The organism is Desertivirga arenae (genome assembly GCF_017355785.1).
Taxonomy (GTDB): domain Bacteria; phylum Bacteroidota; class Bacteroidia; order Sphingobacteriales; family Sphingobacteriaceae; genus Desertivirga; species Desertivirga arenae.
Map to the genome: position 1 here is coordinate 38,536 of NZ_JAFEWE010000009.1, position 19,599 is coordinate 58,134.

Genomic DNA, 19,599 nt, shown 5'->3' on the forward strand with positions numbered 1-19,599 from the left:
ACCTTAGGATAGATTTTCTAGTATCGATGAAGCCCACACGTATTTTCGAGTTTATCCATATTGATGAATATTCGGCAACACCAAAATATCTTCAACTGACCAATTCAATCCTGACAGCCATTGAGGCGGGAAAGATTAAGAAAAATGATATGCTACCTTCAATAAATGAGGTAAGCTATGAATTGGAGATTTCGAGAGATACGGCAGAAAAAGGGTATAAATACCTTAAGAAAATTGGAGTATTAGGCTCTATACCAGGAAAAGGCTACTATATAAGAGCAACAGATTTCAGGCAAACGTTGAGGATATGCATGCTCTTCAACAAACTGAGCTCGCATAAGAAAATTGTGTATGATGCATTTGTAAGTGCGTTGGGAGAGCAGGTAGCCGTAGATTTCTATGTTTACAATAATGACCTTAAGCTATTTAAAAAATTACTGAATAATAAGATGGAAGGCTATTCACACTATGTTGTGATACCGCATTTTATTGAAGGAAGTGAGAATGCCTACGAAGTTATTAATACAATTCCTAAGGAAAAATTAGTTCTTCTGGATAAGAAAATTCCTGGTGTAGATGGTGAATACGCTGCGGTATATGAGAATTTTGAAAAAGATATTTATCATGCGCTGGAGCAGGCACGTGAATCTTTAAGTAAATATCACACTATAAAACTGATCTTTCCGGATAAAACCTATTATCCAAGGGAAATTAAAAAGGGATTCTTACGTTTTTGCCAGCAATATGCCTTTAATCATGAGGTTGTTGCGGATGTGAATGCGTTAGATATACACGAAGGAGAAGTATTTATCAGCCTGATGGAAGATGATCTGGTCGCTTTGATCGAACAGGTTATAACCAGTCAGTTAATTGTAGGAAAACAAGTAGGGGTAATTTCTTATAATGAAACACCCCTGAAAAAGATAATTCTTGATGGAATAACAACTATCTCCACCGATTTCGATCAAATGGGCACTATAGCAGCTAATATGATCCTTGAAAATTCCAGGGCTCATGTAGAGATACCCTTCAAGCTTACCATGAGAAAGTCGCTCTAGGTTAGGAAGAGGGTATACAAACCTTATCTGACAAGCACTTGAGGAACTCACGAACCTCCCTATAGTCGTTCAAAAAGTAGCTTGCTGCTGAAATATTGCTCCCCACTTTTATCGTAACGGCACTTTCCGGGAACATGCGGAACATGTCTTCATCGGTGTGGTCGTCTCCAAGGGCCATCACGAAATCGAACTGTTCTTTTTCCAGCCAAGTAAGAGCAATTTTTCCCTTATTGATTTCCATGTTCTTTACCTCCACTACCTTATTCCCGGGAAGCAGCTGCAAGCCTTTATCTGCGGTAATAAAACGAAGGTTAGCCATCAGGTCATTGGCACGAAGTTCCCCTAAGCCACTTTCTGCCTTTCTATAATGCCATACTAAAGAAAAAGTCTTTTCTTCTATGAATGAACCCGGTGTACGATCTGTAAACGTTTGAAGAATAGGACGAATTTCTTGTTTCCAGAAATTATACAAGCCTGGCTGCTGCTGCCATTGCATACCTTTACATTTTTGCCAGGCGCCGTGTTCTGCTATTATGTCTATTGGCAGTGTTCCAAACCACTCCTCGAGATTTTCATGTTTTCTACCACTGATTATAACTACTCTATTATTTGCATCCTCGCTGAGTTTACGAAGGATCTCCATAAGCTCGAAATCTGGAGATGCTTTCTCAATACTGGTATGGAACCCTACTAAGGTTCCATCATAATCCAGGAATATTATTCGTTTGGAACTCGCTGCGTATCTTTTTTCCAGGTTATCTCTTCTGTTAACCCCAATGTGTTTAGCAAGCAAAGAGTTTTGCATGTTTTTAACCTCTTTCAGCTTGTCCATATAGATTTTAACCCAGTGTCTTATATTAAATTTAGCCACAATTTCTCTCATAGAGCTCATTCTTCTGGACTGTTCAGAGGCAGGCATGTTAATGGCCTCATTTATAGCCTCAGAGAGTTGTTTAATATTATTGGGATTAACAATGATTGCGTCTATAAGCTCCTTAGCGGCTCCGGCCATCTCACTTAATACCAATACTCCGCTGTTATTAGTGCGGCATGCTACATATTCCTTGCTCACCAGGTTCATTCCATCGCGCATTGGTGTTACCAAACATACATTGGCTTGATGGTAAAGGGCTACCAGCATATCTATGGGGAATGAACGGTAGTAATAGTGAACCGGTATCCAGTTTAAGGTTCGATACAGGGAATTGATGTTTCCTACCATCTGGTCTATAGCATCCCTAAGTTCTTTATATTGAGGAACACTATCCCGGGAAGGAACAATGATCATATACAGCACCACCTTGCTAATGTACTCCGGATTTTTTTCCAAAAGCATTTGAAAGGCTTGTAAGCGCTGTATAATTCCTTTACTGTAATCCAATCTATCTATGGAGACAATGAGCTTGCACCCGTGAAAGCTTTTCTCGAGCTTTTCAATGTTTTCATGAACTTCTTTAGTGTGAGTAAGTTCCTCATATTTTTCACTGTCTATTCCCATTGGAAATGCGTCAACTACTACCTGGCGATCTCCGTGTTGTACCACGTTAGCAGTAGTATGTACAGGAAGGATACGTGAAACAGCACTGAGAAAATGCCGGGCATCATCATACGTATGGAAACCAATTAAATCGGCTCCCAGCATATTTTCCAGGATTTCGCCCCTCCACGGAATTAAACGGAACAATTCGTATGAGGGGAATGGTATATGCAGGAAGAATCCGATAGTTAGATCGGGCTGCTCCTCTCTTATAAATCCGGCAAGTAGCAGTAACTGATAGTCGTGTATCCAAATAATATCTCCGGGTCTGGCTATTTCTAATATAGCTTCTTTGAATTTATTATTTACTGCGGCATAACTGGTCCAATAAGAGTTTTCGTACACTGCATAAGTAGGATGGTAGTGAAAAACCGGCCAGAGCGTTTCATTTGAAAAACCTTCGTAGAAAAGATTAATATCCTCCTGAGTAAGGAAAACAGGCATAAGGTTTAACTCTGCAAGCTTCTCTGTTACTTCTTTCTGGTCTTCTTCTGAAGTTACCTCTACTCCAGGCCATCCTACCCAAACATTATCATCCCGCTTATAAATTGATCCAAGTCCTGTTGCTAAGCCACCCTCACTAGGCTTCAGATCATAATGGCCATCTTCCTTTTTAATTTTTACGGGGAGGCGATTAGATATAATGATGGTTCTGCTCATTGTCCGATTCGTTTAATAATTGTTTGATATTTTATAAAGTGTACCTATTACTAAACTCTACAAAAGATGTACCCTATAGTTAAGCAAAAATTCAATTTATGAAATTAGATGCTGTCGGAGCAATAATCAGGTACTTTCCTCCGGGATATAATCGCTGTAGAATTATTCACAAAAGTTATCCACACATTGCGTAATAAAAAGTTTTTTTTCGATGAACAGTAAGAATAGGTCTGCGTTTAATTTACTGTCAATCAGGTTAGTATTGATGTTGATTGTAATGCTCCCATTGGAACATTATTTGATGAGCATTGAGCCGACAAAATCACCGAATGAGAAACTAAATTTTATTTATCATGAAACGGAACAGAGCTTTATCCATTAAGAACTGGATTAAAACTATGGGCTTCGAACTAACAAAATCCCACCTTCTGAACCATCGGACGAAAAAGCTGAAGTATTACACCTTGGGTAATTTTGGTGTTTATGAAGAAATTACTCCAGCAAGAGTTCCGTCTGAGAAAAAGCAAAAATTTATTTCCTGGACACCCTGGGGTGACTCCATCGAGGTGCACTCTGTGAAAGAATTAAGTACAGCCTACGAAGAATTTATAAATTATAATCCAAGCGTAGTTCTGAACTGATCTTGTGTTAATGTTTGTAAGCCCAGTGCCTCTGTGCTGAGGAACTGGGTTTTTACATAAGATCTTTAAGTTTAGCAGCAAGTACTTCAGAAATCTTACGATAAGATTCAACACTCCAGCCACCTACATGGGGGCTTAATATGACCTTGTCATTAGACACAAGTTTCTGATACCATTGTTGTTCTGCAAGCGCCGGAAATTTCTCAACTTCAAGCACATCGAGGCCTGCACCCAGGATCTTTCCTTGTTCAATTGCTGTAAGTACGGATTGGGTATTAACAATTTCACCCCGAGCTGTATTAAGAAAAAATATAGGCTTTCTGAAGTGGAAGAAATATTCGTCGTCTATCATTTGCCTGGTTTCGCGAGTTAGGGGAATATGCAAGCTTAGTACGTCGGCCTGCTTTACAACTTGCTCCATACTAACTTCAGTAACATATTCGTCACTGAAATTGGTTTTGTATTTATCGTAGGCAATCACCTTGACATCCAAACTTTTCAGCTTACGGGCGAAACGTTGTCCCATAAACCCGTAGCCAATAATAGCCACAGTTCTTCCATTTAATTCGAGCCCACGATTACCTTCACGGTCCCAGATCCCCTTACGCACTTCAAGATCACTTCTTCTTAAATTATTCATAAGTGATAGGAGCATTCCGATTGCATGTTCTGCCACCGCATCGCGATTACCTTCTGGTGCATTTAAGAGTTTGATGCCTCTTGCTTTTGCGTGAGCCTCATCTATATTATCGAGTCCGGCACCTGCACGAGCAATAAATTCCAGTTGAGAGCCTGCATCAATAATTTCTTTATCGATCCTAAACTTAGTACGGACTGCAATTCCATTGTATTGTGCAATTGCAGCTAAGGTTTGCTCGCGGGTGTAGTGGGGGAAGTCATCTACCTTATAACCCAGCTTTTCCGCTTCTTCCGCAAATAGAGGATGTAGTTGATCGGCAATAAGAATTCTCTTCTGATTCATCTGTTGAATGATTGATAGTTGGTGAAAAACAGGAAATTTTTATTTTACTGTTTCTCGCTGATAAAGTTGGTTAGGTAGACGAAATCTTCTACTGTTAGCCTTTCTGCCCTTAGTTCGAGCATTGGTTCTTCGCCCATTTTGTCTTTTGGCAACAAGGATGAGACGGCATTGCGCAGAGTCTTTCTTCTTTGATTGAATCCCGCTTTAACTACTTTCCAAAATAGTTTCTCATCACAGTTTAGTGTTTGGTTTTCTCTGCGAGAGAGCCTGATCACAGCTGAAAGAACCTTTGGCGGCGGATTAAAAACGCCCGCTTTTACTGTAAAAAGATATTGAACATCATAGTATGCCTGAACAAAGACGCTTAGGATACCATACTCTTTAGTCCCAGCTTTTGCAGTGCAGCGTTCTGCTACTTCTTTTTGGAACATTCCTGCCATTTCAGGAATAAGTTGGCGGTTATCCAGTATTTTAAAAAGAATCTGTGAGGATATGTTGTAGGGGAAGTTTCCGATGATTGCAAACTGCCCTTTGAAGATCTTCTTAAAATCCAGTTCCAAAAAATCACCATTTATCAAACGCTCTCCAAGCTGCGGATATTGTTTTTGCAGGTACTCGTAAGATTCTGTATCCAGGTCTATGAGGTACGTTTGATATTCTGTTTTCTGCAGAAGAAAGTCGGATAGAATACCCATTCCCGGCCCTACTTCCAGAACCTCAGTATACTTACCTTCAGGATTCAGACTATTCACAATCTTTTGTGCAATATTCTTATCCGTAAGAAAGTGTTGGCCTAAATGTTTTTTTGCTCTGACAGAACTCATCCTAATATTTTCTGCAAATAACGGAAAAATTGAAATGTTAAGGGTAGTATTTAAAGAGAACTTAGCCTAGTCTCTAATCGGGACTGATCCAATACATGTTCGGAATTCCGGAGGGCTTAATCAGATAGGACTAAACTACTGGTGACTTAGTCCTCGGGTAGACTACGAGCGATGTCAGGAGTATGTACGGCTTTGGTACGGCAAACGATCGCTATAAGGTCGCTATAACATCGCTGTAAGGTCGCTATAAGGTCGCTGTAAAGTTTCTTGATTCGTGGCTGTGGTCAGGAGAGACCTGCCGGAGTTTTTGTAGTGTTAGATCAAATATAAGCAAAATTTTACTTTGCTTTAATGGAAAGATTGAGCCCAGATAAGTTTCTTGGAGAATATATAGTGTTAAGAATAGCGGATAAAAATACTTCTGAAGGAAATTTCATAAGTTTGTGAAATTTTAATGCACAACGTGCCTGATCTATGAGCGATAAAATTAAAGTTGGAATTTCTATAGGTGATATTAATGGTATCGGACTTGAAGTGATCATCAAGACTTTATCGGATAATAAAATACTAGATTATTGTACTCCGATAGTTTACGGAAGCACTAAAGTTGCATCATTCTACCGGAAAGCACTATCCATAAATGATTTTAGTTTTAACGTAATTAATAATCCTTCACAGGCTAATCCAAAACGTGCTAATATTATTAATTGCTGGGAAGAGGATGTGCGAGTTGAACCGGGAGTGATAAATGAAACCGGAGGGAAATATGCATTTATTTCTTTAGAAAAAGCTGTAGATGACCTATTAGCCGGAAATATCGATGCCTTAGTAACTGCCCCTATTAACAAGCACAATATACAGAACGAAAATTTCAATTTCCCGGGTCATACGGAATACATTCAACACAGAACTAACTCCAAAGACTCCCTGATGTTTCTTGTAGGTGAGGATATCAGAACAGGAGTGGTAACAGGACATATACCTGTGGGAGAAGTAGCCAACAATATTACCAAAGAAGCAATATTGTCTAAGCTTGAGTTGATGCGTGATAGTTTAAAAGGTGATTTCTGGATCCAAAAACCGAAAATTGCAGTGCTTGGTCTTAATCCGCATGCTGGTGATAATGGCTTGATAGGTAAAGAAGAAAAGGAAATCATTATCCCGGCGATAGAAGAGGCGAAGGAAAAAGGTATTTATGCAGTCGGGCCATTCCCAGCGGATGGATTTTTTGCAAACGGTTCACATCTTAAGTTCGATGCCGTTCTTGCTATGTATCATGATCAGGGTTTAATTCCTTTCAAATATATTGCCTTTCATGATGGGGTTAATTTTACTGCAGGTTTACCTGTGGTAAGAACATCCCCTGACCACGGAACAGGTTATGACATTGCCGGACAGAATATAGCGTCTGAAAACTCTTTTCGTTCAGCATTATTTGAGGCGATCAACATTGTTAAAAGGAGGCGTGAAATGGGAGAATTAACCGCTAATCCTTTGAAGATTTCGAAGTTGTCTCGCGATCGCGATTAAGCTAATGTTGGCGTTCAGGTTGCTGATTTAAGGGGAGTTTGGTTAAAAAAAACTCTTTTCAAAAAACTTCTCCTAATTGTAAAAAATGCCTAACTTTGCAGGCTCAATTGCCGTGCTTTGAAATCGTTACAGGAATATATAATACCCTTTACGGGATTAAAGGAGGGGAAGCATCAGTTTAACTTTGATGTTGATAAACGTTTTTTTGATGAGTTCGAATACTCTTTAGTGAAAAACGGCGACTTGAAGGTAGACTTAGAGCTGGATAAGCAGGAGACTATGTTGATCCTGCAATTTGTAATTAAGGGGCATATATTTCTTAATTGTGATGTTTGTCTTTCTGACTTCCCTACTAATGTAGATATAAAGGAGAGACAGATAGTGAAATTCGGTGAGGATGATTCTGTTGAAGATGAGACCGAAGAGATCATAATTCTGAGCAGAAACGAACACGAAGTGAATGTTTCTACTCTGATTTACGAATATATAAATTTAGCAGTGCCGTATTTTCATCGTTGTGAAGATCCCGGTAATACTGAATGGTGTGATAAAGAGATGGTTGAAAAGTTGAAGAAGCTTTCAGGCAGCCAGGAAGAAGAAGAGCAAAATACGAGTGAAGATCCCCGGTGGGATGCATTAAAGAACATAAAGAATAAATAATTTAAAATTAGAATAACAGGAACATGGCACATCCAAAACGTAAACTGTCCAAGTCGAGAAGAGATAAAAGAAGAACTCACTATAAAGCTGAGGCGCCAGGCTTGTTTACCTGCAAAACTACAGGTGCTGTGCATTTAGGCCACCGTGCTTATAATGTTGACGGTAACCTATACTATAAAGGTAAATTACTTATTGAAAGTACCTCTATAGCATCTTAAGGTAATTTTCTCCCGAATGAAAATTGGCTTAGACATAATGGGCGGGGATTTTGCTCCCAAGGCAACGGTTTTGGGAGCAATTGAAGCCTATAAAGCTTTAGACCCAAGTCAGAAAATGGTTCTGATTGGCGATAAAGAGGCTGCTCTTCCTATTTTTGAAGAACAAAATTTTAATCCAGATCTTATAGAGTTTGTCCATACTACAGAGGTTGTAGGCATGGGTGAGCATCCAACAAAAGCTATTACGCAGAAGCCAAATTCTAGTATAAGCTTGGGTTTCCGTATGCTTAAGGAAAAGACAGTTGATTCTTTTGCTTCTGCGGGAAACACAGGTGCTATGCTTGTTGGTGCTATGTTCAGCGTAAAAACTATTCCTGGAGTAATTCGTCCTGCGATTTCATCCATTGTACCAAAGCTGAAAAGTGGCTATGGTATTATGCTTGATGTGGGTGCAAATGCAGATTGTAAACCTGATACACTTCTTCAGTTCGGTATTTTAGGCAAATTGTTCGCTGAAAATATCATTGGAATTCCCAATCCTAAGGTTGGGTTGATCAATATCGGAGAAGAGGAGGAAAAGGGCAATCTTCTTATGCTGGCTACGCATCCTCTGATGCGGGATGCTAACATGTTTAACTTCGTAGGAAATGTTGAAGGACGTGATTTGTTTAATGACAAGGCTGATGTAATTGTGTGTGACGGTTTCACCGGCAACGTAATGCTTAAGCTTGCAGAAACTTTTTATGTACTTACTCTAAAAAAAGGTTTTAAGGATGAGTTTTTCTCCAGGTTTAACTATGAGCAATATGGTGGCAGCCCAATTCTGGGTGTTAATGCCCCGGTAATAATTGGTCATGGTATATCAACTCCTGAGGCAATAAAGAATATGGTTTTATTGTCGAGAAGTATGATACAAACTAAACTTGTGGAAAAGATCACATCAGCTTTTAAATAGTTCAAAACGGATTATGCAAAAAATCTACGCTGCTATAACAGCGGTTCATGGTTACGTTCCAGACTACGTTCTTACTAACCAGGAATTGGAAACAATAGTAGATACCAGTGATGAGTGGATCACCTCCCGCACTGGTATTAAAGAAAGACGGATTTTGAAAGGCGAAGGCCTGGCAACTTCCGACATGGCTGTTCCGGCAGTTCAAGGCCTTCTTGAAAAAAGAGGCATCAGTGCAGAAGAAATCGATCTCATCATTTTCTGTACGTCTACTCCAGACATGATCTTCCCTGCCACCGCAAACATTCTTGCCGATAAAATCGGGGCTAAAAATGCCTGGGGATATGATCTTCAAGCAGCTTGTTCAGGCTTCGTTTTTGGTCTTACAACTGGTGCTCAATTTATTGAATCAGGTAAACATAAGAAGGTATTAGTAGTTGGTGGAGATAAAATGTCGTCCATTGTTAACTATGAAGACCGCGCTACTTGTATCATCTTTGGTGATGGCTGCGGCTGTGCTTTACTTGAACCGGATGAGGAAGGCTTCGGACTGGTTGATTCTATCCTTAAAAGCGATGGCAATGGTAGGAATTACCTGCATTTAAAGGCAGGTGGTTCATTAAAACCAGCGTCTTATGCTACCATAGATAACCGTGAGCATTCTGTTTATCAGGAAGGGCAAGCAGTATTTAAGTTTGCCGTTACCAATATGGCCGATGTTGCTGCCGAGGTAATGGAAAGAAATAATCTTACTGCTGACGATATTGCATGGTTAGTTCCGCATCAGGCAAATAAAAGAATTATTGATGCTACGGCTAATCGTTGCGGAGTAAGTTCAGACAAGGTGATGATCAATATTCATCGTTTTGGAAATACCACTAATGGAACTATTCCATTATGCCTTTGGGAATGGGAAAGTAAGCTTAAGAAAGGAGACAACATTATTCTTGCTGCATTTGGTGGCGGATTTACATGGGGTGCTGCTTACTTGAAATGGGCTTATAACTCATAATAGAGGTTTAGAATAAGCGGGGTAAAAGCGATTAATTCGCTTCTTAATAAACAAACAGAATTAAGTTTCTGAGATTAAATTTGTAAAAAGCTTAACCAACAACTATGGACATAAAACAGATTCAGGAACTTATCCGATTTGTTTCCAAATCAGGGGTAAATGAAGTTTCTATCGAAGAGAAAGAGTTCAAAATAACCATAAAGACTAATCAGGCTCCCACAGTTGTAGCTGCAGCTATTCCGGCTGCTCCTGCGTTGCCAGCACCTGCACAACCACTTCCTGTGGCTGCACAACCTGCTGCTCCAGCTGCACCTCAAGCTCCTGCTGCTGCGCCGGTGGCAGAACAATCGAACTATATTACGATTAAGTCGCCAATGATTGGTACTTTCTATCGTTCTTCTAGTCCGGATAAACCGTCCTTTGCAGAAGTAGGTGATGAAATCAAGTCTGGCCAGGTGATCTGTATCATCGAGGCAATGAAACTTTTCAATGAAATAGAATCTGAAGTTTCAGGACGTATTGTGAAAGTTCTTGTTGAAAATGCAAGTCCTGTAGAATACGATCAACCATTATTCCTGGTAGAACCAGCATAAATTAAAATCATTTGGTGTGCAAATATGTAGATGATCCAAATTGTCTTCGTATTTGCACATTTTCTTGTTTGCACATTTAAATTATGTTTAAGAAAATACTGATTGCAAATCGTGGAGAGATTGCATTAAGGATAATCCGTACCTGTAAGGAAATGGGGATTAAGACCGTTGCTGTATATTCCACTGCTGACAGAGAAAGTTTGCATGTGAGATTTGCTGATGAAGCGGTTTGTATAGGCCCACCTGCAAGTAAAGATTCATACTTAAATATTCCCAATATTATTTCGGCTGCAGAAGTTACTAATGCAGATGCGATCCATCCGGGCTATGGCTTCCTTTCAGAGAACGCTAAGTTTTCTGCTATCTGCCGTGATTACGGAATTAAATTTATCGGAGCCACTCCTGAGCAGATCAACGATATGGGCGATAAAGCTTCGGCGAAGGAAACGATGAAGAACGCAGGTGTTCCAACTATTCCAGGATCTGACGGATTATTGAACGATGTGAAAGAAGGCATTGTTGTAGCAAATCAAATTGGCTATCCAGTGATCCTTAAGGCTACAGCCGGTGGCGGTGGCCGGGGAATGCGTATTGTCTGGAAAGACGAGGAGTTCGAACCTGCCTGGGATTCTGCGCGCCAGGAAGCTGGAGCTGCTTTCGGAAACGATGGTATCTATCTGGAGAAATTTGTTGAAGATCCAAGACACATTGAAATCCAGGTTATAGGAGACCAATACGGAACTGTGTCTCACTTATCTGAGCGTGACTGTTCCATCCAGCGTCGTCACCAAAAACTTGTTGAAGAATCACCTTCGCCATTCATGACCGAAGCGCTTCGTGAAAAAATGGGTGAGGCTGCAGTAAAAGGCGCGAAGGCAGTAAATTATGAGGGAGCCGGTACCATTGAATTCCTTGTAGACAAGCACCGTAATTTCTATTTCATGGAAATGAACACTCGTATACAGGTGGAACATCCGGTAACCGAGGAAGTAATTAATTACGATCTGATTAAAGAGCAAATCCGCGTTGCGGCAGGAGTTCCGATCTCAGGAAAAAACTACGCTCCGGCTAAACATGCTATTGAGTGTCGTATAAATGCTGAGGATCCATTTAATGGTTTCCGTCCTTCTCCAGGAAAAATCACACATTTCCATTCTCCAGGAGGTCATGGAGTAAGGGTTGACACACACGTATATGCTGGATATCAAATTCCTCCGAATTACGACTCAATGATTGCGAAGCTGATCTGTACTGGTCAGACGCGCGAAGAGGCAATATCCACAATGGAAAGAGCCCTTAGCGAATTTGTGATCGAGGGCATCAAGACTACTATTCCATTCCATATAAAACTGATGAAGGATCCGAATTTCAGAGCAGGAAACTTTACAACTAAGTTTATGGAGAGTTTCGATCTCAATTCAGCGATCTAAACGTAAAGAATAATCGTAAATACCATTCTAAGAATATAGAATGGTATTTTTGTTTTTATTAAAATGAGCGATAAAAGACCTACAGATATAGTAAAGGCTATAAAGCAAAAAGGACAGAGCCTGGAAGCGGAAATGTCCTTTTTCGATCATTTGGAAGAGTTAAGGTGGCATTTGATCCGTGCCGCTATCGGAATAGTGGTTTTTACAGTTCTTGCCTTTGTATATTACGATTGGATTTTCGATACTGTTATCATGGGTCCCAAAAAGCCGTCTTTTTGGACCTATCGGATGATGTGTGAGCTTACTGAACGATTCCATCTCGGTGCTGACTTCTGCATTAAAAGCCTTCCCTTCAAAATAATTAATACCGAGTTAGCCGGACAGTTTACACTGCAGCTTAATTCGTCTTTGCTGATAGGGCTGGTCTTTGGTTTTCCATACTTGCTTTTTGAAATCTGGAAGTTTGTAAAACCCGGACTTACTGATTTAGAAAGCAGATCAGCAAGTGGTTTTGTCTTTTACTCTACTCTTTTATTCGCTATAGGAATTATGTTTGGCTATTACGTGATAGCTCCTTTATCCGTGAATTTCCTTGCAAATTATCGTATTAGTCCCGAGATAGATAATACAATTACCATTGATTCCTATTTGTCATCTGTTGCAACCTTAACCATCGGAGCAGGCATAACCTTCGAACTTCCTATCATCATATTTATATTATCGAAGCTTGGAATAATGACGCCTGCTTTTATGCGTTCTTCAAGAAGGTACGCAACAGTTCTAATTTTAATAATAGCGGCTATCGTAACACCGACTCCTGATATGTTAACCATGCTTACGGTTAGCTTTCCTTTATTTCTGCTTTATGAAATAAGTATACTCGTTTCTGCAAGGGTAGAACGTAAACGCCAAAAAGCAGAACTGGATTTTTATAAACGAACTTAATACAACAATACAATAGAATATTTATAATGGCTACTAAAAACGTCTCAATTGCAATTGGATCTGATCATGCTGGCTTCGACTATAAAGAAATGTTGAAGGAGTACCTTAAAGACTATGACTTAAAAGACTTTGGTACTTATAGTGCAGCATCTGCGGATTATCCGGATTTTGCTCATCCTGTGGCTTCAGCGGTTGAAAATGGAGAATTTACATTAGGAATACTGGTATGTGGCAGTGCTAATGGTGTTGCTATCACTGCGAATAAGCACCAGGGGATACGTGCAGCGATAAGCTGGACAGAGGAGATTGCGGAACTTGCCCGTCAGCATAACAACGCTAATGTATTATGTATCCCTGCGCGTTTTGTTTCGACAGATGCAGCGAAATCAATTACACAGAAATTTATAGATACGGAGTTTGAGGGGGGAAGGCATGCTACACGGGTTGGAAAGATATCTTGTTAAAAATATGTTGAAGAAGAGTATAGCTGCCTCTATCCTAATTTCGGCGCTGGCATCAAATAGTTATGCTCAGGTAGATCCTGTTGCTGTTAAATACAGCAGTTATATTGATACTATTTCGGCCCGAAAGCATTTGTCGATCCTTGCATCGGATGAGTTTGAAGGAAGAGAGACAGGAAAACCAGGAGCCGCTAAAGCTGCCAATTATCTGGCAGAAGAGTTTAAAAGACTAGGACTTGCAGCTCCGGTGAATGGCAGTTATTTTCAAAAGGTAGGACTTGAAGAAAAGGCCTTAAAATTCAAGAGCTTTACAGTTAATGGAAAGCCTTTGGTTTACCTTCAGGACTTCTATGCCAGGTCTGTGGCTAAACCGGTTAGTATTAATACCTCTGAAATTGTTTTTGTGGGTTATGGTATAAGTGATGCAAAGTATGATGACTTGAAGGGACTTGACATTAAGGGAAAGGTGGTGATGGTGATCAACTATGGAGAACCGTCCAAAAATGGAACCTTCACCATCACTGGCACGAAAGAAAACTCTGAATGGTCTAAGAATATAAATAAGCGATTCGATTTACTGAGATCTAAGCAACCGGCTTTGATCCTTGCTGTTAATGAGCGCCTTGCTGCGTATCTTCAAACTAACAAAGGTCATGTGGGGGAATCAGTACTTGGGCTGAAGAAAGAACAGGCAACCGCTCCGGCGGCAACACCTATCATTCAAATTACAAATGCAGCTGCCGATCAATTCCTAAAGCCTACGGGGAAGACATTTGCAGCTATTCAAAAGCAAATTGACACTTCCGGAAAGCCTGCATCACGAGTAATTAAGGTAAGGTTTAATACTATGTTTGGTTCGCAGTCTAAGGATGTAGAGGCTGTGAATGTAATGGGCTATTTGGAAGGTTCAGATCTTAAGGATGAGGTTCTGGTTCTGTCTGCTCATTATGATCACGTGGGTTTAAATCCTGCGGGCCCGGATAAGGTATTTAATGGAGCTGATGATGACGGATCTGGAACCACTGGGGTCCTTGAACTAGCTGAAGCTTTTACCCAAGCCAAGAAAGAAGGAAAGGGGCCTCGCCGAAGCATTCTATTTCTTCTGGTAGTTGGCGAGGAGAAAGGGTTGTTAGGTTCAGAATGGTATTCTGACCATCCTGTTTTTCCTCTAAAGAATACTATTACAGATTTAAATATAGACATGATCGGCCGGGTAGATCCTTTACACAAAGCCGATCCTAATTACTGCTATTTAATAGGTTCAGATAAGTTAAGTACTGATCTTCATAAGATCAGTGAGAATGCAAATTCAACTTACACAAATTTGAAGATCGATTATAAGTATAACGATCCTAATGATCCGGAAAGAATTTATTACCGCTCAGATCATTACAATTTTGCAAAGCATGGGATCCCGATCATATTTTACTTTAATGGAGTTCATGAAGACTATCATCAGGTAGGGGACGAGGTATCAAAGATTGATTTTCCGATGTTAGTTAAACGGGCAAGCTTAGTTTATTATACGGCGTGGAACCTGGTTCAGCGAGCTAAGGCTCCGGTAGTGGATGTACATAAAGATTAAAACGAAAAGGTCGGAAACAATTGCTTCCGACCTTTTCGTTTGGTGCATTTATTAAAATGTAATGCGCACGGATAGTCCCAGTCCATTTCCATTGAAATCTGGTGAGGGGGAGAGTTCAAGAGATGGTTTCCAGTCGAGCGATAAGTTGATTGGTGCCGTATCAAATTTGTAGTCTAATCCAATCACACCGTCGGCACTTAAATATAACTGATTCTCGTCTTTAATTTTATTACGGTAGTTACCTATAGATCCGCCACCGCCATAATACCATCTTATTCCCGGAACCTCATCAAATCCAAGCGGAAGATGCTTTTCGTAAAGCCCTGTCAAACGGATTAGGGAATACTTATTCCGGCTTTTCAAGTCAAGAATAATATCTAAGGCCTTATCTGAATCCAGGAAGGTTTTGAAGGTTACGCCCGACGCGTCGCCAAGTCGCACTCCCAAGGCGTTTTGATACTGGGCTTTAGAAGATTTAGCTGTTAACAGGAGGATACCTGTAAAAAAGAAAAATAGAATACATTTTTTCATAACCTCATCAGAATTTGATAGAATACAGTGCGAAGGTAAAATAGTTTTTAGAAAAAGAGTGCTTTCTATAACGGCTGAGGGGACAGGCATCGGGTATTATATTTTATTATTCAGGAATAAGGTTTGAAGATTTAGGTCGTTAAGACTTAGTCAATGAGCTTGACTGAAATAACATAGATGAGTTGAAAGTACACGTGGAAATTTTATGTAAGTTTGCGCATTGAGAAATCAGATGAAAAAGTTTTTAGGATTTGCAGTTATGCTGCTTCTGATTGTAGGAGGCTGTAAGAAATCAGAATCGTATGATTTTGATAAGCAGTTGGCGAAAGATGAAGAGCTTATTAAGAAATTTATAGCAGATAATAATATCCAGGCCCAAAGGGATACCAGCGGAGTTTACTATGTTGTAAGCGCACCAGGAGCTGGTAGCGTTAAGTACAGTACAAGTACTAGTGTTACTGTGAAGTATAAGTTACGTTTGCTGAATGGTACAGAAATACCTCAAACTTCAGAGCCCATTAGTTTTACTCTCGGTGGTGTAATTCCGGGTTGGCAGATTGGAATTACTAAAATTCAGCCTGGAGGTAAGGTAAGATTGCTTATACCTTCGGGATATGCTTATGGTCCAAATGCAACTGGTAATATCCCAGCAAACTCCGTATTAGACTTTGATATTGAGCTTTTAGGCGTCAATTAGTATTAATTAGTGAAATGAAATCATATTTATATAAACTTCCTTTATTATTCTTTTCGGTGTTGCTTCTGGCTACCAGCTGTAAAAAAGAATATGAATCTGTTGAAGAAATAGATACCAAGAATATAAGCGATTATATATCTAAAAGTAATTTAAACTATACTAAAAACGATTCCCTCAATATTTGGTACTCGGTTGTAAAACCCGGTGCTGGTGCTGATCTTAAGTTTTCGGAAATTGTGCCTTTGGTGTTTACTGTAAGATCTTTGGATGGACGTTATGCATCCGTCGATACCTTTGCAGCTTCAAATCGATATGGTTCTTTAGGAGAGGGAGTTACTTCTAATGATTTTTTGGGGTATTTCGGATCTGAGAAGGGTTATCCAAATGCTTTGAAATACGCTGTAGTAAACTTTTTAAAGAAAAGGGGCGGTGAAATTAAGGTAATTGTTCCTTCCCGTCTTGCTTATGGAGTAAATGGCGGAGGTTCAATTCCAAGTAATGCTTCGCTTGAATACGATATTAGGGTTGTAAATGAGAAGGATATCATAAACTATGATGACCTGAGCTTGAGAAATTTTATGACATCTAATGGCCTCTCTGGTTTTACCAAGATTCAAAAAGGAGACAGTATTGTGTATTACAAAATTTCTGATCCAGGCACAGGTAGTTCAATAACAAAAGATTCAACAATATCGTTTGTTTTTACTGGACGGCTTTTAAATGGCAAGATCTTCCAGCAAAATTCGGAGTCGAGTGTTTTTCCAAGTTTACTTGCCCAGTTGGTTCCAGGTTTGCAATTAACTATCCCCTTGATTAAAGAAGGAGGCAGCCTCAGAGTCCTTATTCCTTCAAGATTAGCTTATGGAATTTATGGTAGTAGGGATGATCAATCAGGTCAGGTAATGATACCTCCAGCCTCTTGCCTTGACTTTGACATTAAGGTAACGGATGTAACTAAGTAAGTTTAAAATATTTGACGATTAGCAATCATAAAGGAAACATTGAGTTGATTTCAATGCTTCCTTTATGATATTTATATTTTTCCTAAACCTGCCTTATACGCATCTAACGCTCGCTGCCTTGCATACCTATGGTCAACTATTGGTTGAACATATTTGAAGGGATCGCTAAATTCAGGAACCCATTTCTTTACGTATTCTAATTTGGGATCGAATTTCTTGGTTTGTAGGTCGGGACTAAAGACCCGGAAATAAGGAGCTGCATCATTTCCTGTTCCTGCCGCCCATTGCCAGCCTCCAACATTACTTGCCATATCGTAATCGATCAATTTCCTGGCGAAATATGCTTCTCCCCATCTCCAATCGACCAGCAGATGTTTGCAGAGGAAGCTGGCGGTAATCATTCTAACTCTGTTGTGCATCCATCCTGTAGTATTAAGTTGGCGCATTCCTGCATCCACAATAGGATAGCCCGTATTTCCTTCGCACCATGCTTTAAAATCTTCTTCCCGGTTAATCCAGGTTATACCATCAAATTCTCTTCTAAAGGATGATTTTGCAGTGTAGGGGAAGTACCAGAGTATCATAGCATAGAAGTCCCGCCAGATCAATTCTGATAGCCATGTTTTTTCGCTGGCTTCAAAAGCTGCTGATCCAGCCTCACGGATACTTATGGTGCCAAATCTAAGATGAACACTAATTCTGGAAGTTCCGTCGAGGGCAGGAAAATCTCTTGTCCCGTTGTATTGTTCAATAACATCCTGGTATTCTTTATCCGGGAAATCAATAGAACTCGTGCTAAAGCCCAACTGTTCAAGAGCCGGAATTTCAAAGGGGGGAATTTGCAGGAGGTTCTTTAAATATTTTTTTGTAGGGTAAGCCTTTAAATGAAAATCAGGATTGAGCTTTTCAAGCCACTTACGCTTGTAAGGTGTAAAAACGGTGTAGGGACTCCCGTCATCTTTCAATATCTCCTGCTTTTCAAAGATCACATGGTCTTTATAAGTGAGCAACTCAAGGCCTTTTGATTTCAGAATTTGAGAAACTGATTCATCCCTGGACTTAGCATAAGGTTCGAAATCATGGTTAGTGTATACAGCCTTAATATTGTATTCATTCAGAAGCTGGATCCATACCTCGGTCGGCGCACCATGCTTTACCAAAATGGAGGAACCGTATTTCTGTAACTCCTGATCCAGACCTGCGATAGCTTTATGTATAAAAGTTACTCGTGCATCATCCAGATCCTCCAGTTTATCCAGAATCAGTGTGTCAAAAATAAACAGAGGGAGAACGCTTTCTCCTGATTTAAGAGCATGGTACAGACCCGCATTATCGTCAAGCCTCAAGTCTCTTCTAAACCAAAAAATGCTAACCTGCTGTTTTTCTCTCATAGATTGTTTTTAATGCGTCTTCCAGCTTCTCAAAGATAAAGTTAAAACCGGTCCCCTGAATTTTATCAGAACTTGTTCTCGTGCTGTTTAATACAAGGGCGCACATTTCTCCCAGCAGCAATCTTAAAGCAAAAGGCGGAACAGCTGGAAGGAAGAGAGGTTTATTCAAAACTTTCGCAATAGACTTCGTAAAGTCCTCATTGGTTTTTATATCGGGACTTGACGCATTGTATGTCCCCTCAAGCTGTTCGTTTTCAAGGGCGTGGAGATAGAGGGCTACTATATCGTCAAGATGGATCCAAGGCATCCACTGTTTCCCTGAGCCCAGTGGCGCTCCCAGTCCTGCTTTAATAGGTGCGTCCATTTTGGCGAGGGCTCCTCCCTTTTCTGAAAGCACAATTCCTGTTCTTAGTTTAACGATCCTTGGTCCCAGTTCTTCAGCCTCATCCACAACCTCCTCCCATTCCACACAGGTATGGGCTAAAAAATCCCCCCCGGGAAAACTGTCCTCTGTTAAGATCTCATCCGCTCGATTTCCATAATAACCTACTCCGGATGCTGATATTACTGCTTCTACCCGATGATCAGTCATTTCCCTCATTAGGCCGTAAATTAACTTTATCGACTTTGTGCGGCTTTCAATTATTTCTTTTTTCTGTCTGTTGGTCCATGGACGGGACCCAATGCCTTCACCTGCCAGATGTATAATTGCACCGACGTTTTCCAGGCAGGCGGGGTCTATTCTATCCTCCTGGATATTCCATTCAAAGGTTTTGACTCCTTCAATACCAGAGCTTTTACTTCTACTAAGATGATGTACGCTATATCCCTTAGCAAGTAATGCTTTTGTAAGAGGCATTCCGATGAGGCCTGTCCCCCCTGTTATGAGAACTGTTTTATTCATTAGCTGTTCTGATAATATTCTTACTT

At 40.2% G+C, this 19,599-nt stretch carries 20 protein-coding genes; 14 read left to right on the forward strand and 6 right to left on the reverse strand.

The annotated features are described in order from the left end of the window. The first annotated feature begins 26 nt into the window (after positions 1-26). The gene (locus J4N24_RS17155; RefSeq protein WP_207534946.1) at positions 27-1,058 is read left to right on the forward strand and encodes a GntR family transcriptional regulator; all 1,032 of its coding nucleotides are present in this window, start codon (positions 27-29) and stop codon (positions 1,056-1,058) included. Between the two features lies 1 nt (position 1,059). Here J4N24_RS17155 and J4N24_RS17160 read toward each other — a convergent pair whose 3' ends face one another. Next, positions 1,060-3,255, reverse strand: coding sequence for a bifunctional alpha,alpha-trehalose-phosphate synthase (UDP-forming)/trehalose-phosphatase (locus J4N24_RS17160; protein ID WP_207534947.1), 2,196 nt, complete (start codon positions 3,253-3,255; stop codon positions 1,060-1,062). Positions 3,256-3,608: 353 nt separating this feature from the next. Here J4N24_RS17160 and J4N24_RS17165 point away from each other — a divergent pair, with 353 nt between their 5' ends. After that, a complete protein-coding gene (locus J4N24_RS17165) occupies positions 3,609-3,896 on the forward strand; it encodes a hypothetical protein (RefSeq protein ID WP_207534948.1) in 288 nt (95 codons plus the stop codon). 52 nt (positions 3,897-3,948) lie between these two features. Here the strand turns inward: J4N24_RS17165 and J4N24_RS17170 are convergent, their stop codons facing one another. Continuing rightward, entirely contained in the window at positions 3,949-4,878 is a 930-nt protein-coding gene (locus J4N24_RS17170; protein ID WP_207534949.1) for a 2-hydroxyacid dehydrogenase, read from the reverse strand. 44 nt (positions 4,879-4,922) lie between these two features. Continuing rightward, positions 4,923-5,702 (reverse strand): 16S rRNA (adenine(1518)-N(6)/adenine(1519)-N(6))-dimethyltransferase RsmA, encoded by a 780-nt coding sequence (gene rsmA / locus J4N24_RS17175; protein WP_207534950.1) that lies wholly within the window; start codon positions 5,700-5,702, stop codon positions 4,923-4,925. A gap of 474 nt (positions 5,703-6,176) precedes the next feature. Between rsmA and pdxA the strand changes: the two genes are divergently transcribed. The 10 genes from pdxA to J4N24_RS17225 all read left to right on the forward strand — a co-directional run bounded on the left by pdxA (position 6,177) and on the right by J4N24_RS17225 (position 15,088). Continuing rightward, entirely contained in the window at positions 6,177-7,232 is a 1,056-nt protein-coding gene (gene pdxA / locus J4N24_RS17180; protein ID WP_207534951.1) for a 4-hydroxythreonine-4-phosphate dehydrogenase PdxA, read from the forward strand. Between the two features lie 117 nt (positions 7,233-7,349). Further along, complete coding sequence (locus J4N24_RS17185) at positions 7,350-7,892, forward strand: YceD family protein (protein ID WP_207534952.1); 543 nt, start codon at positions 7,350-7,352, stop codon at positions 7,890-7,892. A gap of 23 nt (positions 7,893-7,915) precedes the next feature. Beyond that, positions 7,916-8,110: a 50S ribosomal protein L32 gene (gene rpmF, locus J4N24_RS17190; protein WP_207422310.1), complete on the forward strand. Its 195-nt coding sequence runs from the start codon at positions 7,916-7,918 to the stop codon at positions 8,108-8,110. A gap of 16 nt (positions 8,111-8,126) precedes the next feature. Further along, positions 8,127-9,065, forward strand: coding sequence for a phosphate acyltransferase PlsX (gene plsX, locus J4N24_RS17195; protein ID WP_207534953.1), 939 nt, complete (start codon positions 8,127-8,129; stop codon positions 9,063-9,065). A gap of 13 nt (positions 9,066-9,078) precedes the next feature. Further along, a complete protein-coding gene (locus J4N24_RS17200; protein WP_207534954.1) occupies positions 9,079-10,074 on the forward strand; it encodes a beta-ketoacyl-ACP synthase III in 996 nt (331 codons plus the stop codon). Positions 10,075-10,178: 104 nt separating this feature from the next. After that, positions 10,179-10,667 (forward strand): acetyl-CoA carboxylase biotin carboxyl carrier protein, encoded by a 489-nt coding sequence (gene accB / locus J4N24_RS17205; protein WP_207534955.1) that lies wholly within the window; start codon positions 10,179-10,181, stop codon positions 10,665-10,667. An 83-nt stretch (positions 10,668-10,750) separates the two neighbouring features. Then, positions 10,751-12,097, forward strand: a complete 1,347-nt coding sequence (accC, locus tag J4N24_RS17210) for an acetyl-CoA carboxylase biotin carboxylase subunit (RefSeq protein WP_207534956.1) — start codon at positions 10,751-10,753, stop codon at positions 12,095-12,097. 63 nt (positions 12,098-12,160) lie between these two features. Next, positions 12,161-13,042, forward strand: coding sequence for a twin-arginine translocase subunit TatC (tatC, locus tag J4N24_RS17215; RefSeq protein ID WP_207534957.1), 882 nt, complete (start codon positions 12,161-12,163; stop codon positions 13,040-13,042). A 26-nt stretch (positions 13,043-13,068) separates the two neighbouring features. Continuing rightward, positions 13,069-13,506 (forward strand): ribose 5-phosphate isomerase B, encoded by a 438-nt coding sequence (rpiB, locus tag J4N24_RS17220; protein ID WP_207534958.1) that lies wholly within the window; start codon positions 13,069-13,071, stop codon positions 13,504-13,506. 4 nt (positions 13,507-13,510) lie between these two features. Then, the gene (locus tag J4N24_RS17225; RefSeq protein WP_207534959.1) at positions 13,511-15,088 is read left to right on the forward strand and encodes a M28 family peptidase; all 1,578 of its coding nucleotides are present in this window, start codon (positions 13,511-13,513) and stop codon (positions 15,086-15,088) included. A 51-nt stretch (positions 15,089-15,139) separates the two neighbouring features. Here the strand turns inward: J4N24_RS17225 and J4N24_RS17230 are convergent, their stop codons facing one another. After that, complete coding sequence (locus J4N24_RS17230; RefSeq protein WP_207534960.1) at positions 15,140-15,619, reverse strand: hypothetical protein; 480 nt, start codon at positions 15,617-15,619, stop codon at positions 15,140-15,142. Positions 15,620-15,851: 232 nt separating this feature from the next. Here J4N24_RS17230 and J4N24_RS17235 point away from each other — a divergent pair, with 232 nt between their 5' ends. After that, positions 15,852-16,316 (forward strand): FKBP-type peptidyl-prolyl cis-trans isomerase, encoded by a 465-nt coding sequence (locus J4N24_RS17235; RefSeq protein ID WP_242691695.1) that lies wholly within the window; start codon positions 15,852-15,854, stop codon positions 16,314-16,316. 14 nt (positions 16,317-16,330) lie between these two features. Continuing rightward, positions 16,331-17,278: an FKBP-type peptidyl-prolyl cis-trans isomerase gene (locus J4N24_RS17240; RefSeq protein WP_207534961.1), complete on the forward strand. Its 948-nt coding sequence runs from the start codon at positions 16,331-16,333 to the stop codon at positions 17,276-17,278. A gap of 71 nt (positions 17,279-17,349) precedes the next feature. Here the strand turns inward: J4N24_RS17240 and J4N24_RS17245 are convergent, their stop codons facing one another. Beyond that, entirely contained in the window at positions 17,350-18,669 is a 1,320-nt protein-coding gene (locus J4N24_RS17245; RefSeq protein ID WP_207534962.1) for a cryptochrome/photolyase family protein, read from the reverse strand. Then, complete coding sequence (locus J4N24_RS17250) at positions 18,647-19,573, reverse strand: TIGR01777 family oxidoreductase (protein ID WP_207534963.1); 927 nt, start codon at positions 19,571-19,573, stop codon at positions 18,647-18,649. The genes J4N24_RS17245 and J4N24_RS17250 overlap by 23 nt, the downstream gene beginning before the upstream one ends. Between the last annotated feature and the right edge of the window lie 26 nt (positions 19,574-19,599).